Below are 14,201 nucleotides of genomic sequence, written 5' to 3'. Positions count from 1 at the left end.
CGTCGCTACTCTCTGCGCCACGGACGGCGCGGCCGCTGCTCTGCGGCCTCGCGTGCGCACTCTCGGAGCTCGTGGGCCACGGCTCGATACACGGTGGCCCACTGCTCCCCCGTGAGTCCGCCGACCTGAAGGTCACTACTTCTCGCGCTCGTGAAGGCCTTTGCGTCTTCGACGTACTTCTCGGCTTTCGCCTCGAGCCACGCTACGTGGTGCGGGGTGGTACTCATTGCTGCCAGTGTTTCACGTTTGGCGAAGTTGGCGCCCAAGGTCTTACGTCTGCAGCACCGCTAACTAGTCGAGCTGCTTGACCGGGCGGGCGTCGAGGTGTTCCCGGTCGCACCACAGGGAGAGGTCGTCAGCGAACTCCGACTCGGCCTCGCCGCCCTGCGAGTCGAGCTGCTCGCCCTGGTTCCACTCGGTGAGCATCGCCGCATCGTCGTAGCCGGCCGGCATCCGCGGGCCCTGGTAGCGGACCGCGACGACCTCCTTCTCGCGCACCGAGATCATCCAGGCCCAACCCGTGTCATCGCCCTTGGCCGGCTGCCAGGCGAAGACCAGCGGGCCACGTTCGCCCTTCGTGGCGACGCAGCGCTTGCGCAGCGCCGGCGCCGAGCAGGGCTCACGGGTCATCCAGGCGGGCGGGGACGGCGCCGCTAGGACGTCGACGTCGGCATCCGGCATACCCGTGAAGTCGGGTGAGGAGCGCTGCAGCAACCGCCCTCCGATGGCATCGGGGCCGAACTGCTCGCGCAGCGGCGACCGGATGACGCCCTTGTAGTAGCCGTAGCCACCCCGGCCGCCGACATAGGCCTGGGCGATGCCGTGGTCTGTGTTGCGCACCAGCTGGTACGCCTCGGGGTCGGGCTCGCCGCCCTCCCAGTCGTCGAGCTCCTCACCGAGGGCGAGGGTCGAGGAGGTCGCCTGGTAGCGCAGCCGTGGGTCCTCGACGACGGCGACCAGCTTCTCGACGCTGATCGGCATGTCGAGACTGCGGGGGTCGCCGGTGATGGTGGGGCCTGAGTAGCCGATCGAGGAGGTCTCACCGCCTTCGCGCAGCAGCACGATCCCGACACCACCGGGGTCCTCCTCGGGCTCCTCCTCGATCCAGCGCAGCTGCATCTGGGCGTCCTTCACCTCGGTCGGGAGGTCGACGCAGTGCTGACGGAGCTCGCTGCGGCACCCCTCGCCCTCCTCGGGCGGCTGAGCCAAGACTGCGACGTTCACCAGGTCGCCGTCGTACTCGCCGTCGGCGCCGTAGCGAAGGTCGACCGAGACCTGCTCGCGAGGCGTGGACTCGTCGGTGTAGGAGGCGGCCCGGCTGGAGGTGTCGGTCGGCAGGTGCTCGAGCGCGACCGCTGCGACGGCGCGGTGGGTGATCCGGCCAGGATCGCTGCCGGCATCGACAGCCTGGCTGGAGCACCCCGAGACGATCCCGGCAAGGACCGTGGCGACAGCGAAAGGCCTCACGACCTCGGCAGTGCGCATCAGTGCAGGAACGTGAACAGCGGCGAGTCGGGCTCGATCCGCTCGATGACCAGGTCGCTGGCGCCCATCCGCTCGAGCAGCCCGTCGAGGCCGTCGGCGGAGTCGAGGTCGATGCCGATCAGCGCGGGGCCGTGCTCGCGGTTGGACTTCTTGACGTACTCGAAGACGACGATGTCCTCGCCGTCGGCCAGCACGTCATCGAGGAAGCCGCGCAGCGCGCCGGGAGCCTGCGGGAAGGAGACCAGGAAGTAGTGGCGCAGGCCCTGGTGGATCAGGGCGCGCTCGAGCACGTCGGAGTAGCGGGAGACGTCGTTGTTGCCACCGGAGAGTACGGCGCCGACGCGCGTGGCCCCGCGCAGGTCGATCTGCCCCAAGGCCGCCACCGCGAGCGCGCCGGCAGGCTCGGCGATGATCCCCTCCGTCTGGTAGAGCTCGAGCATCTCCACGCAGATCGCGCCGACGGGCACAGAGACGAGCTCGTCGACGTACTCCTTGACGATCGGGTACGTCACCTTCCCCGCGGTCGCGACCGCGGCGCCGTCCACGAACGTGTCGAGCGTGTCCAGCCGGACCGGCCCACCGGCCTCGATCGCAGCCGCCATCGAGGCGGCGCCCGCGGGCTCGACCCCGATGATCCGGGTCTGCGGCCAGACCTCGCGCACCCAGGTGGACACGCCCGAGGCGAGCCCACCGCCGCCGACCGGCAGCAGCAGCACGTCCAGCGGCTCACCGATCTGGGAGGTCAGCTCGTAGCCGACCGTGCCCTGCCCGGCGATCGTGCGCGGGTCATCGAAGGCGGAGACGTAGGTGGCCCCGAGCCCGCGGCCGAGCTCGTAGGCGTACGCGGAGGCCTCGTCGTAGGTCGACCCGTGCAACGTCAGCGTCACGTGGGAGCCGCCGAGGGCGGTGATCCGGTCGCGCTTCTGCTTGGGCGTGTTGGTCGGCACCACGATGTGGCCGGGCACCCCGAGCCGGGCGCAGGAGATCGCGACACCCTGGGCGTGGTTGCCCGCGCTGGCGCACACGACGCCGCGCTCGAGCTCCTCGGGCGTCAGCGAGCTCATCAGGTTGTAGGCGCCCCGGACCTTGTAGGAGCGCCCCAGCTGCAGGTCCTCCCGCTTGAGCAGGACCTCGGCGGCGTACCTCTCCGAGAGTCTGACCGAGCGTTCGACCGCCGTGCGCGTGGCGATCGTGCGCGCGGCGGCTTCCTCGATCGCTGCGGGTGTTACGGCGGGCTTCACACCGGACTCAGGCACGTGCCTGAGTTTGTCACGATCACCACTCGGTGAGCACACCCGTGCCGAGGAGTCCCAGAACCACGAGACCGAGGACGACCCGGTAGATCACGAACGGGGTGTAGGTGTTGTGGGAGAGGTACTTCAGCAGCCACGCGATCACGGCGTAGCCGAGGACGAACGAGACGATCGTGGCGACGATCGTCGGGCCCCAGCCGTAGAGGTTGGCACCGTGGGCGATCTCGCCCATCTCGAACAGACCGGCGCCGAAGACCGCCGGCAGCGCCAGCAGGAAGGCGTAGCGGGTCACGGTGGCCCGCTCGTAGCCGAGCGCGCGGCCCATCGAGATCGTCGCCCCCGAGCGAGAGACGCCGGGGATCAGCGCGCAGGCCTGGGCGCAGCCCATCAGGATCGCGTCGCGCCAGGACAGGTCGTCGAACTGCTTGCGGTTCGCGCCGATCCGGTCGGCGATCCCGAGGACGATGCCCATGACCACGAGCATGGTGCCGACGACGTACAGGCTGCGCAGGTCGTGCTCGATGATGTCCTTCATCACGAATCCGATCACCACGATCGGGATCGAGCCGACGATGATGAACCAGCCCATCCGGGCATCGGTGTGGCTGCGCAGCTCGGCGTTGAAGAGGCTCCGGAACCAGGTCACGATGATGTCGCGGATGTTGCGCCACATGTAGAAGACCACGGCCAGCTCGGTGCCGATCTGGATCACGGCGGTGAACGCCGCGCCGGGGTCTCCCCAGCCGAGCAGCTCGGGGAAGATGCGCAGGTGCGCGCTGGATGAGATGGGCAGGAACTCGGTGAGTGCCTGAAGAATGCCCAGTGCGATCGCCTGCAGATAATCCACGGGCGGAAACTCTAAGGGGCATGTACGCCGCACCCGACCGCTGCCTCCCCGTCGGTGTGTCCGCCGTCACTGCCAGCGTGTCCGGCCGGGGCCCTGCGGAGGGCACGGATAGATTGTTCTCATGCAGAGCCGACTCCTCGGAGCCACTGGGCTGCGAGTCTCGTCTCTCGCCCTGGGCACCATGACCTGGGGCAGCGTGACCGATGAGCACGAGGCCCGTGAGCAGCTGGCCGGTTTCGCCGAGGCCGGCGGCACGCTGGTCGACACCGCCGCCGGCTACGGCGACGGCGCCTCCGAGGCCCTGCTCGGCTCACTCCTCGAGGAGCGGGTCGTGGCTCGTGACGACGTCGTCCTGGCGACCAAGGGCGGGATCACCTGGCGCGGCGGCAGCCGGGGCGTGGACACCTCCCGCGGCGGGCTGCTGACCGGCCTCGACGCCTCGCTGAAGCGGCTCGGCGTCGACCACATCGACCTGTGGCAGGTGCACGTCTGGTCCCCCGAGGTGCCGCTCGAGGAGACGCTCACCGCGCTCGACATGGCGCTGAGCAGCGGCCGGGCCGCCTACGTCGGCGTCTCCAACTACAGCGGCTGGCAGACCGCCCAGGCGGCGACCTGGCAGCGGGCCGTCCCGGGGCGGGCGACGTTGGCCTCGACGCAGGTGGAGTACTCGCTGCTCGCCCGCGACATCGAGTACGAGGTGCTGCCGGCCACCGAGGCGCTGGGGATGGGCCTGCTGGCCTGGTCGCCGCTGGCGGGCGGCGTGCTCACCGGGAAGTACCGCACCGGCATCCCGTCGCACTCCCGCGGCGCCGACCCCAACTTCTCGGCGCGGGTCGACGCCTTCCACGACGAGCGCTCCCGCGGGATCGTCACCGCCGTCGCCAAGGCTGCCGAAGGCCTCGAGTGGACGCCGCTGCAGGTCTCGCTGGCCTGGGTACGCGACCGGCCGGGGGTCACCGCGCCGATCCTCGGGGCACGCACCGCGGCCCAGCTCAAGGAGGCGCTGCAGGTCGCCGACCTCACCCTCCCGCCCGAGATCGCGCTCGCCCTCGACGACGTCTCCGCCGTCTGAGTCCGGGGATCGAAAACACCACCCCGAGGGAACATCTCTTCCGGCACACTGGTTCTCCTGAGTAGTCCATCAGAAGGAGTGCTGCCTTGGCCCGAGCCGAACGCCGTCCGCCCCGCCCCGGAGTGATGTGGGAGTACGACAAGGTGATCTTCTCGCGTGAGTTCTCCCGCAACATCGTCACCAAGCTCCTCGTCGAGCGCGCCGAGCACGGCGGCTGGGAGCTCGACCGCGTGCGGATCACCGCCGACGGCACCCGCCGGGTGACGCTTCGGCGCAAGATCATCCGGCAGCGGCTCACGGTCTGAGCGCGTCTCCGCGCTCCTCGCGCGTCCAGATATTAGGGTCCTGCGGGTGATCCATCTCGTACGCCACGGCGAAGCCGCCGGCGGGGACACTGATGACCCCGGCCTCTCCGACCTCGGCCGCCGCCAGGTCCAGGCGCTCGCCAACCGACTCGCGTTCCGTCCTGTCCGTCAGGTGCTGCACGGCCCAAGCCGGCGTACGTCCGAGACGGCCGGCATCCTCACCGAGAACCTGGGCGCGGGACCTGTGCCCTCCGACCTTCTCGCCGACCGCACCCCGGTGCCGTCGACGGAGCGGCGCGGCGACTACCCGACCCACCGTTGGGAGTGGTTCGAGGACGTACCGGAGTCCGAACGCGACCTCGACGGCGCCGAGCTCACCGCCGCCTGGCACAAGCTCTGGTTCGAGCACCACGACGACGAGGTCGTGCTGGTCACCCACGCGTTCGTGGTCGCCTGGTTCGTACGCGAGGTCCTCAACGCCCCGCCGGCGACCTGGATGCGCATCGGCCCGATCGGCAACGCCACCCTGACCAGCATCGGACCCAACCTCGGCGGCGAGCCGGTCGTGGAGACGTTCAACGCCGAGGTCATCCTCCCTATCTGAGCCGATCTGGATAAGCGGCGCCCACAAGGCGCCAACAACATGGACATCTCGCCGCGACACGGCGACTCAGGCCCGCCCAGCGCTGGCAGGATCCGCCCGTGATCTCGGCACTCGACACCCTGACCCCCGCCCAGCGCGACCTCCTCGACCAGTGGCTCCCCGGAGCCGAGGTGGTCGCCGACCGCAGCGCACTCCACCGCGCCGGCACCACCGCCCTCGTGCTCTCAACCGGTGAAGACCGGTTCCTGGTGAAGACCACGACAGAAGGCGTACGCCACATCGACCGCGAGCTCGCGGCCCACCGCAGCTGGCTGGCCCCCTGGACCGACGCCGGCCGCGCACCGAGCCTCGTCGAGGCCGACCTGGACGCCCGCATCATCGTGATGACCCACCTCGACGGCGAGCCGGCGAGCACGTCGGCTGCCATCCACGACCCCGAGATCTACCGTCAGGCGGGCGAGCTGCTGGCGACGTTCCACGGCCAGGCCAGCGTCGAGGACGAGGACTACGAGCCGGAGCTCGACGAGCGCGCCCTCGCCTCGCTGGACGGGGCCGGTCTGGAGGCCGACCTCACCGAGCGCCTTCGGAACGAGATCACCTCGTGGCCAACCCCGACGACGGTGCTCGTCCCCACGCACGGCGACTGGCAGCCGACCAGCTGGGTCCTCGACGCCGGCACCCTGCGCGTGATCGACTCCGGCCGCTTCGGCTTCCGCCCCGCCCTCTACGATCTCTCCCGGCTCTCCGCACAGGACTTCCCCCGCAACGACACCTTCGAGAAGGCCTTCCTCGAGGGCTACGGCTCCGACCCCCGCGAGCCCGAGGCCTGGCACCGCCTCCAGGTCCGCGACGCCATCTCCGTCGCCGCCTGGGCCCACCGCACCGGCCACGCCGAAGTAGCCGCCCTGAGCACCGAGACCCTCACCGCCCTGGTCCCCTGAACCGACGCCGAGTCGGCTCGTCCTGACCAAGATCCCCGCCGAGTCGGCTCGTCGTGACGCGCCGACTCGACGGGGTTTCTCGTCAGTTCGAGCCGACTCGGCCGCCCTCTGCGGTCACACCTGGTCGAGGAAGCGGTCCATGACGCGCGCTCCGAACTGGAGCGCGTCGACGGGCACCCGCTCGTCGACGCCGTGGAAGAGGGCGGTGAAGTCGAGCTCCTCGGGCAGTCGCAGGGGCGCGAAGCCGTACGTCCTCATCCCGAGCCGCTTGAAGTGCTTGGCGTCGGTGCCGGCGGACATGAGGTAGGGCGCGACCAGGGCGTCGGGATCCTCGGCGACCAGCGAGCTCTCCATCGCGGCGACGAGGGCGCCGTCGTAGGGGGTCTCCCAGGGCATCTGATTCTGGTCGAACTCGATGTCGATCCCCTCTCCGCACAGCTTGCGCAGCGTCTCGAAGAAGTCGTCCTCGAAGCCCGGCAGGAAGCGGCCGTCGACATGGGCGGTGGCCTCGGTGGGGATGACGTTGACCTTGTAGCCGGCGCTGGTCATGGTCGGGTTGGTGACGTTGCGCAGGGTGGCGCCGATCATCCGGGCGGCCGGGCCGAACTCCTCTACGAGCCGCTCGGCGTTCTCCGGGGTCGGCTCCTCCCCCGCGATCTCGCCGACCGCCGCGAGCAGCGTCTGCATAGTCGGGGTCAGCTGCACCGGCCACTCGTGGGCGCCGATGCGCGCGATCGCGCCGGAGAGCCTGGTGATCGGGTTGTCGCGGTTGATCATCGAGCCGTGCCCGGCGGTGCCGCGGGCGGTCAGCTTCATCCAGGCCATGCCCTTCTCGGCGGCCTCGATGAGATAGAGACGGCGTCCCTTCACCGTGGTCGAGAAGCCGCCGACCTCTCCGACCGCCTCGGTGCAGTGGGCGAGCAGGTCGGGGTGGTCCTCGACGAGCACGTGGGCGCCCTTCATCCCGCCGGCCTCCTCGTCGGCGGTGAAGGCGAGCGTGATCGGGCGCTCGGGGATCCGCCCGGTGCGCTGGCGCTCACGGACGACCGCGAGCAGCATCGCGTCGAAGTCCTTCATGTCGACGGCGCCTCGCCCCCAGACGTACCCGTCCTGGATCTCGCCGGAGAACGGGTCGACCTGCCAGTCGTGCGCGGCAGCGGGGACGACGTCGAGGTGACCGTGGAGGAGCAGCCCGTCCTGCCGATCGGTGGTCGAGCCTGCCGAGACCCCGCCCCACTGCGCGACGACCGAGGCCCGACCGTGCTCCGACTCGTAGATCTCAGAGGAGATGCCGACCTCGTCGAGCTGCGCCGCGACGTACTCGGCCGCCTTCCGCTCCCCCGGGCCCGGGTCATTTCCAAAGTTGCTGGTGTCGATGCGGATCAGGTCACGGCAGAGGTCGACGACCTCGGTCTCGGCGCTGGTCATACCGCCACCGTATCGACCGCATGCGACAAACCGCCCCCTGACGTCCACCTATGCGCAACCTGAGGATTTCAGTGCGGATGGATGCGTGGGTTTCCATGGGCGCATGCAGAAGCGTGCCCTCCTCTCCGCTCACCGCGCCGCGGCGCGTCAGTCGGGGCACCGTGACAACTCCTGGGAGTCGCTTCTGGACGCCGTCCAGATGGAGGTCGACTACGTCGAGTTCGACGTGCACCGCACCCGCGACGGCGAGTTCATCCTCCACCACGACGGCCACATCCGCGACCGCATCGGCCGCAGGGTCAAGATCGAGGGCAGGACGTACGCAGCGCTGTCACGGCTCGCGCCGTACCGCCTGGTGCGCTACCGGGAGGCGCTCGAGCTGCTCGCCATTCACGGCAAGCACGCCCACATCGACCTCAAGTTCGCCTCGCCGTCGAACTACCTCGGGCTCCCGCACGAGGTCGACGCCGCAGAGATCGCCCTCGAGGTGATGAACGAGAGCTTCATCGTGACCACGATGGTCGACGAGTCCGTACGCGTCCTGCGCGACTGGGCCGACCTCCGCGCCCCCGAGACCCTCGTCGGTCTCTCCCTCGGTGGCGTCGACTTCCGCCACCACCCGTTCAAGCTCGTCCACCTCAAGCTCTCGGAGTTCTTCCCCGAGGGCCGCATCCGCCGCTGCCGCTCCAACCTGGTCGTCGTCGAGCAGCGTCTCGCCGACGTCTGGCTGCTGCGCTGGGCCCACCGCCGCAACATCAAGGTCCTCGTCTGGACCGTCGACAACCCCGGCCGCCTGCGCCGTTTCGTGTACGACAAGCGCGTCTGGATGGTCACCAGCAACCACCCCGCGCGGGCGCTGTTGCCGGCCTGACCCTGAACTGGTCGAGCGGAGGCTCAGCGCCGCCGGCGCGACTCCTCGTCGAGCCGACGAGCCGCCTCGACGTCAGCCGTGCTCGGACTCGGGCCGCCGGCATCTCCCAGCGAGTCGAGACTCCCTGCCTGGGCTCGCTCCTCCTCGGCCTTCGTACGCCCGACCGCGCCGACGCCGTCATAAGGCACTCCGTCACCGTCGAGATCCGTCGCGGCGTCACCGCCTCCCTGGCGCACCGCAAGTACGACACCGGCCCCGAGCGCCACGACGATGGCGAGGAACCCGATCATCACGATCAGAGAGAGCATCGAACCACCTCCACGAGATCGAGGGATTGTCTCCCCCGCTGCGTCCAGCGTGCCCTACGCCTCCACCTGGGTCTACCCGATTCACCCCCGTGCCCCACGGTCATCATGGGCCCATCCCGCCACATGCCCCCGATTCGGCACCCCGGCCCCCTCCTGATAATGTTCTTTCTGTTGCGCGCGGGTGGCGGAATAGGCAGACGCGCTAGCTTGAGGTGCTAGTCCACGTATTAGTGGGTGGGGGTTCAAGTCCCCCCTCGCGCACGCAGTAGATTGTGGCCCTGACCTGAGGAAACTCAGGTCAGGGCCACGATCGATTTCACGACTGATTCGTACCTACGCGTGTCACCTCGATCGACCGGACAGTGCCCGCGCCGCCCTCGGCGAAGACGGCCAGACCGGTGCTGTCGGCAGACGGGAAGATTTGGTCGCTGAGCACGACCTCACCTTCACCTGCGAAGACCTCGATCGAGGTGGTGTCGACGAGGACCTCGAGGCGGACCACTCCGTCGGCCGGTTCGATCGGCGCTCGATGGACGGCAGGAAATGCTTCCGAGAAGCCCACGTCGCCGGACCGCGTCCGGTCGACGACGAGCTCGGACGAGCCCGCTTCATACACGACCACCGTACGTTCCTGCGCGCCGACGCGAAGGTGGAGGCCGATGCGGTCCGAGCTCTCGGGCTCGACGACGGCCACCACCCGCAGCCTGGTGCCATGGCCTGCAACGGGCAAGGGGTGCTCGCCCTCGACGACGGCGAACGGTCCCGCGACGTACGCAGGCGCGGGCAGCTTCTCCAGCACTGGCTGCTGGCGTAGGCGCACCCGGCCGTCGACGAGCGCGAGCGTGTAGCGGCGCGGGATCGATGCGGAGCCGCGGAAGTCTCCGGTCGGGAGGTCGTGGGCATATACCCAGTTGCTCGCCCATCCGATGACGATGCGTTCCTCGTCCGGCATCCCGCTGAACGACACCGCGGCGTAGTGATCGGCCCCGTGGTCGACCCACAAGGCGCCCTCGACCCCGGGCGGGTCCGCGGTGAACGTGGTGCCGTCGAAGTCGCCGATGAAGTATTGCGTGCCCGATCCGCCGGCCGGAGCACCGGTCTGCACGCTGATCAGGAGGACCCAGCGGGTGCGACCGGGCTCCCCTGCGACGGGAAGCTCGAACAGGTCGGGGCACTCCCATACGCCGTCGACCGAGCCGGCAGGACCGAAGTCGCTGAGGTGGCGCCAGGCCAGAAGATCATCGGAGCGATAGAACTGGATGACCCGGTCCTCGGCCATGGCGACGACCATGATCCAGCAGCCGGCAGCGGCGTACCAGAACACCTTCGGGTCGCGGAACTCCTTCGATCCCAGGTCGAGAACCGGGTTGCCCGGATACCTGGACCAGGTCCGGCCGCGGTCCAGGCTCGATGCCAACGACTGGCTCTGGATGCCGGTCTCCACGTCGCAGGAGGTGTAGAGCGCGACCATGGCCGGGCGGCCAGGTTCACCCAGTCCCGAGCTGTTGTCGTGGTCGACGACCACGCTGCCCGAGAAGGCCTGCTCGGTGCCGGCCACTGGGATCGCGACCGGCAGATGCTCCCAGTCCCGCAGGTCACGGCTGACCGCGTGACCCCACGACATGTTCCCCCAGTCGGTGCCTTCCGGGTTGTGCTGGAAGAACAGGTGGTACTCCCCCTCGTGCCACACGAGGCCGTTCGGGTCGTTCATCCAACCCTGGGCTGGGGTGAAGTGGTAGCCGGGACGGTACGGGTTGTCAGGCACGAGCGGAGCTCCTGTCGTGGAGGTGGAGGCGGCGTCCAGATGGGGAGTCATCCCTTGACCCCGGCCGAGGCGATGCTGCCGATGAAGGCGCGCTGAAAAGCGAGGAACAGCGCGAGCACCGGGACGGTGATCATCGAGGCGTACGCCATGATCTGGCCCCAGGAGACGTTGAGCTGGAAGAAGTACTGGATGCCCACCATGACGGGGCGGTAGTCCTCGGTCTGCACCACCATCAGCGGCCACAGGTACTGGTTCCATGCAGGGAGGAAGGTGAGGATCGCGACGGTCGCGATAGCGGGTCCGGAGAGCGGCATCACCACCATCCGGTAGATGCCGAACCAGCTGGCGCCGTCCATCCGGGCGGCCTCGTCCAGCTCCTTGGGGATGCTCTGAAAGTACTGGTAGAAGAGGAAGATCGAGAACGCGTTGGCCAGGAACGGGATGATCTGGACGTGGTAGCTGTCCAGCCAGCCTTCGGTCATCACCAGGCGGAAACCGTCGAGCTGCAGCCACGGCAACTTGTCGACCCACCACACCAGCGGGAGGGCGAAGGTCTCGAAGGGCACGATCAGCGTCGCGATGATCCCCATCAGCACCACCTTCTGCCCCCGCCACCGCATCCGGGACAAGGAGAACGCCGCCATCGAGTTCACCAGGATCCCGAGTACGACGGTCAGCAGCGAGATCCCGACTGAGTTGAGCAGCATCCGACCCGCGGGCACCCGGTCGAAGACGCCGCGGTAGTTGTCCAGCGAGATGTCACCGATCGGCAAGATCGCTCGCACCGAGGTGAGGTCGGCGAAGATCTGAGCGTCCGGTTTGAACGACGACACGAACATGAACAGCAGCGGGAACGAGAAGACGACGACGAGGAGAATGCGGGTCCCCTGAGTCGCCAGGGTCGCCCCGGCCCCGGGACCGACCGGCTTGGCTGGGCTGGTCATGGTCAACCCCTCTCTCGGGTCAGGAAGCGCTGCACCAGGGAGATGCAGAGAACGATCACGAAGAAGACCAGCGACACCGCGGCGGCATACCCGGTCGCCTGCTGCTCGTAGCCGGTACGGACGGCCATGTAGACCACGGTCGTGGTGCGATCGAGCGGGCCGCCCTGGGTCATCACGCTGATCTGCGTGAACAGGCTGAAGGAGGCGATCGTGATGGTGATCAGGATGAACGTTCGGGTGGCGAGGAGACCGGGCCAGGTGATGTGACGGAACAACTTCCAACCGGACGCGCCGTCCATCGCCGCGGCCTCGTAGAGCTCACCGGGGATGGTCTGCAGACCCGCGAGCCAGATGACCATGTGGAATCCGACCGCCTGCCAGATGGACATCACCATGATCGCCGGCATAGCCGTGGTCGGGTTGTTGAGCCAGTCGGTGCCCTCCCAGGCACCGAACGAGACCGTACGGATTGCCTGGTTGAGCAGACCGTCGGGCTCGTAGAGGAACCGCCACAGCAGCGACACGACGACCATCGAGGTCACCACCGGCACGAAGTAGACGGTGCGGAAGAAGTTCCTGCCCCTCACCTTCGCGTTCACCAGCAGCGCCAGGATGAGAGCGAGCCCGGCCTGGACCGGTACGACCACGACCGCGAAGTAGGCGGTGTTGCGCAGTGACGCCCAGAAGAGCGGGTCGCCGAAAAGGGTGACGAAGTTCTCGAACCCGACCATCTCCGGCGGCCGCGGGGAGATCAGCCGGGCGTTGGTGAACGCCAGCCCGAACATCAGCAGGACGGGGACGACGAAGAACACGATGAGCAGCACCAGTGCAGGCGAGGTCATGACGATCCCGACCAGCGACTCCGTGGCGCGTGCTCTGCGCTGTGACGAGCGCATGTCGCGGGGCGGTGCCGCTGGTTGCGCACGAGTGAGCGTGATTGACATGGGAACTCCTGGGAGCGAGGCCCGGGCGCCGCATGTGCGGCGCCCGGGGAGACCGATCAGTACTCGTAGCCGCCGTTCTGCTTGATGTTCGTGTCGATGTCGGACACCGCCTGATCCAGGATCTTCTGAGCGTCGCCACCGGCCATGATGTCGGCGTAGGCCTTCTGGAAGACCGAGGAGATGTAGGGGTATGCCGGAGTCACCGGGCGGGCTAGGGCGTACTGGTCCGCGTAGTCGTAGAAGACGCGGTACTTGCCGCCCTCCTTGAACTCGGGAACCATCGCCGCGGCCTCCTCAGAGGCCGGGATCAGGCTGAGCTTGTCGGCGTACATGGCCTGGTACTTGGGCTGGGCGGAGAACTCCAGGAACTCCCGCGCGCCCTCCTGAGCGGGGCAGTCGGCGCTCATGCCCCACTGCCACGACGCGCCGCCGATCTTGGGTCCCTCGCCGAAGTCGACCGGCGGCAGGAAGAGGACGTCCTCGCCGTACTTCTCAGTGGCGGTCCCCGCGGCCCAACTGCCGGACCACACGATGGCCGTCTTCCCGTTGACGAAGTCGAGGGTGGAGTCGGCACCGGACTTGCGGGCGATGTAGCCGTCGTCGACGAGACCGGTCATCCAGCTCGCCCACTCGATCGCCTCCGGGCCGTTGAGCGCTCCCTCGGCCGAGGTGTAGCCGTCGCGGTCGATCAGGTCGCCGCCGAAGCTCTGCAGGATCGGCGAGTATCCGTAGGGAATCCACTCGTCCCCGCCTGCGGTCCCGAGGTCGAGGGGGTAGGCGTACTCGCCGCCCTTCTTGATCGCGGCCAGCGCCTTGTCGAACTCCTCCGCCGTCCACGGCTCCTCCATGGTGGGCACCCGGATGCCGTACTTGGCGAGGGTCGACTTGCGGGTCATCAGGTTGAGGGCGACGTCGTAGTGTCCGAAGGAGTAGAGCTCTCCGTCGACCTTGCCCAGCGTGCTGGGCAGGTTGTTCGCGAAGAGCTTCTCCGGAAGGTCCAGGGGCGCGAGATAGCCCGCCCACGCCCAGTTGGCCACGTTGGGGCCGTCGATGTCCATGATGCACGGGAGCTTCTCGGCGGACGCCGCGGCCGTGACCGCGCTGTTGTAGGAGTCCTGCGGGAACGACTGCAGCTCGACCTTGTATTCGTCGCTGGAGGCGTTGAAGTCCTTGATGACCGCCTTGTTGAGAGCCAGCTCCTCGTCGTTTCCGCCGTTGTGGGTCCACAGCTTCAACGTGGTGACGCCGTCCTCGGTCTTGGCGCCACTGTCCGAGGACCCGGACGAACAGGCGGTGAAGGCCAAGGCAGTGCCGGCGAGCAGGCTGGTGGCGATGAGCCGACGGGAACGTCGGATGTGGGGAATGGGCATGATGGTTCCTCTCGGGATGTTTGGGGCGCAGCAGGACCTACCGGGGTACGCGGCCCCGGGCGGA

At 68.5% G+C, this 14,201-nt stretch carries 15 protein-coding genes and 1 tRNA gene; 6 read left to right on the top strand and 10 right to left on the bottom strand.

Translation table 11 applies throughout. From position 1 onward, the window contains the following. Positions 1–5: 5 nt before the first annotated feature. The 4 genes from ABTW65_RS01160 to ABTW65_RS01145 form a co-directional block, all read right to left on the bottom strand. Positions 6–227, bottom strand: coding sequence for a hypothetical protein (locus ABTW65_RS01160; protein WP_350657943.1), 222 nt, complete (start codon positions 225–227; stop codon positions 6–8). 64 nt (positions 228–291) lie between these two features. Continuing rightward, the gene (locus tag ABTW65_RS01155; protein WP_350657942.1) at positions 292–1,485 is read right to left on the bottom strand and encodes a hypothetical protein; all 1,194 of its coding nucleotides are present in this window, start codon (positions 1,483–1,485) and stop codon (positions 292–294) included. Then, on the bottom strand, positions 1,485–2,741 hold the full coding sequence (gene ilvA / locus ABTW65_RS01150; RefSeq protein ID WP_350657941.1) for a threonine ammonia-lyase IlvA: 1,257 nt from the start codon (positions 2,739–2,741) through the stop codon (positions 1,485–1,487). The genes ABTW65_RS01155 and ilvA overlap by 1 nt, the downstream gene beginning before the upstream one ends. Positions 2,742–2,760: 19 nt before the next feature. Beyond that, the gene (locus ABTW65_RS01145) at positions 2,761–3,585 is read right to left on the bottom strand and encodes an undecaprenyl-diphosphate phosphatase (protein ID WP_350657940.1); all 825 of its coding nucleotides are present in this window, start codon (positions 3,583–3,585) and stop codon (positions 2,761–2,763) included. Positions 3,586–3,706: 121 nt separating this feature from the next. Here ABTW65_RS01145 and ABTW65_RS01140 point away from each other — a divergent pair, with 121 nt between their 5' ends. The 4 genes from ABTW65_RS01140 to ABTW65_RS01125 all read left to right on the top strand — a co-directional run bounded on the left by ABTW65_RS01140 (position 3,707) and on the right by ABTW65_RS01125 (position 6,507). Continuing rightward, positions 3,707–4,657, top strand: coding sequence for an aldo/keto reductase (locus tag ABTW65_RS01140; protein ID WP_350657939.1), 951 nt, complete (start codon positions 3,707–3,709; stop codon positions 4,655–4,657). A gap of 125 nt (positions 4,658–4,782) precedes the next feature. Continuing rightward, complete coding sequence (locus tag ABTW65_RS01135) at positions 4,783–4,962, top strand: DUF5703 family protein (RefSeq protein WP_160028907.1); 180 nt, start codon at positions 4,783–4,785, stop codon at positions 4,960–4,962. Positions 4,963–5,008: 46 nt separating this feature from the next. Further along, positions 5,009–5,566, top strand: coding sequence for a histidine phosphatase family protein (locus ABTW65_RS01130; protein ID WP_350657937.1), 558 nt, complete (start codon positions 5,009–5,011; stop codon positions 5,564–5,566). 98 nt (positions 5,567–5,664) lie between these two features. Then, entirely contained in the window at positions 5,665–6,507 is an 843-nt protein-coding gene (locus ABTW65_RS01125) for an aminoglycoside phosphotransferase family protein (protein ID WP_350657936.1), read from the top strand. Between the two features lie 114 nt (positions 6,508–6,621). Here the strand turns inward: ABTW65_RS01125 and ABTW65_RS01120 are convergent, their stop codons facing one another. Next, positions 6,622–7,935 carry a M20/M25/M40 family metallo-hydrolase gene (locus tag ABTW65_RS01120; RefSeq protein WP_350657935.1) on the bottom strand — a complete coding sequence of 438 codons (1,314 nt, stop codon included), beginning with the start codon at positions 7,933–7,935 and terminating at the stop codon, positions 6,622–6,624. A 103-nt stretch (positions 7,936–8,038) separates the two neighbouring features. Here ABTW65_RS01120 and ABTW65_RS01115 point away from each other — a divergent pair, with 103 nt between their 5' ends. Beyond that, positions 8,039–8,806 carry a glycerophosphodiester phosphodiesterase gene (locus tag ABTW65_RS01115; RefSeq protein ID WP_350657934.1) on the top strand — a complete coding sequence of 256 codons (768 nt, stop codon included), beginning with the start codon at positions 8,039–8,041 and terminating at the stop codon, positions 8,804–8,806. A 23-nt stretch (positions 8,807–8,829) separates the two neighbouring features. Here the strand turns inward: ABTW65_RS01115 and ABTW65_RS01110 are convergent, their stop codons facing one another. Then, complete coding sequence (locus tag ABTW65_RS01110) at positions 8,830–9,114, bottom strand: hypothetical protein (RefSeq protein ID WP_350657933.1); 285 nt, start codon at positions 9,112–9,114, stop codon at positions 8,830–8,832. 175 nt (positions 9,115–9,289) lie between these two features. Between ABTW65_RS01110 and ABTW65_RS01105 the strand changes: the two genes are divergently transcribed. After that, positions 9,290–9,375 (top strand) — tRNA-Leu (locus ABTW65_RS01105). A gap of 55 nt (positions 9,376–9,430) precedes the next feature. On the opposite strand, the gene ABTW65_RS01100 is transcribed toward ABTW65_RS01105, so the two are convergent. From ABTW65_RS01100 to ABTW65_RS01085, 4 genes are read right to left on the bottom strand one after another with little or no spacing between them, the layout of a single operon-like run. After that, complete coding sequence (locus tag ABTW65_RS01100; RefSeq protein ID WP_350657932.1) at positions 9,431–10,879, bottom strand: glycoside hydrolase family 32 protein; 1,449 nt, start codon at positions 10,877–10,879, stop codon at positions 9,431–9,433. A 47-nt stretch (positions 10,880–10,926) separates the two neighbouring features. Beyond that, complete coding sequence (locus ABTW65_RS01095) at positions 10,927–11,823, bottom strand: carbohydrate ABC transporter permease (protein WP_350657931.1); 897 nt, start codon at positions 11,821–11,823, stop codon at positions 10,927–10,929. Positions 11,824–11,825: 2 nt separating this feature from the next. Next, a complete protein-coding gene (locus tag ABTW65_RS01090; RefSeq protein WP_350657930.1) occupies positions 11,826–12,767 on the bottom strand; it encodes a carbohydrate ABC transporter permease in 942 nt (313 codons plus the stop codon). Between the two features lie 56 nt (positions 12,768–12,823). Then, complete coding sequence (locus tag ABTW65_RS01085) at positions 12,824–14,137, bottom strand: sugar ABC transporter substrate-binding protein (protein ID WP_350657929.1); 1,314 nt, start codon at positions 14,135–14,137, stop codon at positions 12,824–12,826. Positions 14,138–14,201 lie beyond the last annotated feature (64 nt).

The sequence above is a fragment of the Nocardioides sp. NPDC127503 genome, from assembly GCF_040302165.1.
Lineage (GTDB): Bacteria > Actinomycetota > Actinomycetes > Propionibacteriales > Nocardioidaceae > Nocardioides.
Note: the sequence above shows the minus strand (reverse complement) of the source record. Positions and strands in the feature narration are given on the sequence as shown.